The 1,090-nt window shown below is 50.9% G+C and carries 2 protein-coding genes; both read right to left on the bottom strand.

Going from position 1 to position 1,090, the window contains the following annotated elements:
* Positions 1-439: pyrroline-5-carboxylate reductase family protein (locus tag F6K20_RS39540; protein ID WP_287298597.1), on the bottom strand; the 439-nt coding region annotated here is incomplete at its 3' end.
* Positions 440-506: 67 nt separating this feature from the next.
* Positions 507-1,085: a cell division protein SepF gene (locus F6K20_RS39535; RefSeq protein WP_287298598.1), complete on the bottom strand. Its 579-nt coding sequence runs from the start codon at positions 1,083-1,085 to the stop codon at positions 507-509.
* Positions 1,086-1,090: the final 5 nt, after the last annotated feature.

The raw sequence follows: 1,090 nt of genomic DNA, 5'->3' as shown, positions 1-1,090 counted from the left end.
GCGAAACCCATTTTCCAGCAGCTAGTGCTGTGATTCCCGCCCCAACTGTTGCAGGAGTATTAGGCATTGCCCGGATCACTGACTGGGATGGAAAAGCGGTTTCCAGTCGTTCCAGAGGCACTCCAGCTAGAATTGAAATCACCATTGGCAACGTTCCTAAGCTGCGACCGTTGTCACCTCTACCCATTGCCAGTTCTGCCGCTACCGCTTCAAATACCTGAGGTTTAATTGCCAGTAACAAAACCTCTGATGCTGCCGCTGCCGCTTGGTTATTGGCAGTGACCCTTATCCCGTATTTTTGCGCCAAACCATCACGGCGCTGCTCCAGCAGCTCACTCACCAAGACCTGATCAGGCTGGTAAAGTTGTTGGGCAAGTAGACGGGATAGGAGGGCTTCTCCCATGACACCGCCACCAATTATGCCAAGTTTTATAGGCAACCCAACACCTCTCTTTTCAAATATTAATGTTATTCTTGAACACTAGACACTTGTCAAGTCCTGACTCTTACTGAGCCATCTGATCTGGCTCAGAACCCCAGGCTGGTGACGGAGCTGTCTGACGGGAAGGAGGGGCCTGGGGAGTAGGTATCTCATGAATCACACCAGACTGAGTACTTACCTGAACACAGCTTGGTGTGAACAAGAAAATACTTTCACCAATACGCTCTTGATGACCATCAATAGCGTAAGTCCCACCAGCCACAAAGTCCACCGCTCGTTGTGCTTGGTCTGGATCCATGATGGTCAGGTTTAAGACCACCGACTTCCGTTCCCGCAGTGCCTGAATCACTTGGGGCATTTCTTCAAAGGAACGAGGTTCAATCACTGCCACTTCTGAAATGCCATTGACTGCTCCAGGCATGCCAATCACATTATTGATGGGAGATGGCCCTACGCCTGCTTCTGATACCGTTGTCCGCTCCCGAGAACGACGTCTGGTTGGACGTTCCTCCTCTGATGGCGGTTGCACCGGTTGCTCTTGTGGGTAGGGAGTTGGGTAGGCATCCCCCTCCATGTCTTCATATTCGTATTCGTATTCCACTGGCTCATTCAGACCGACGAAATCGCGCAGCTTATTAAAAATACCGC

Source organism: Moorena sp. SIO2C4 (assembly GCF_010672485.1).
Classification (GTDB): Bacteria; Cyanobacteriota; Cyanobacteriia; order Cyanobacteriales; family Coleofasciculaceae; genus Moorena; species Moorena producens.
Note: the sequence above shows the minus strand (reverse complement) of the source record. Positions and strands in the feature narration are given on the sequence as shown.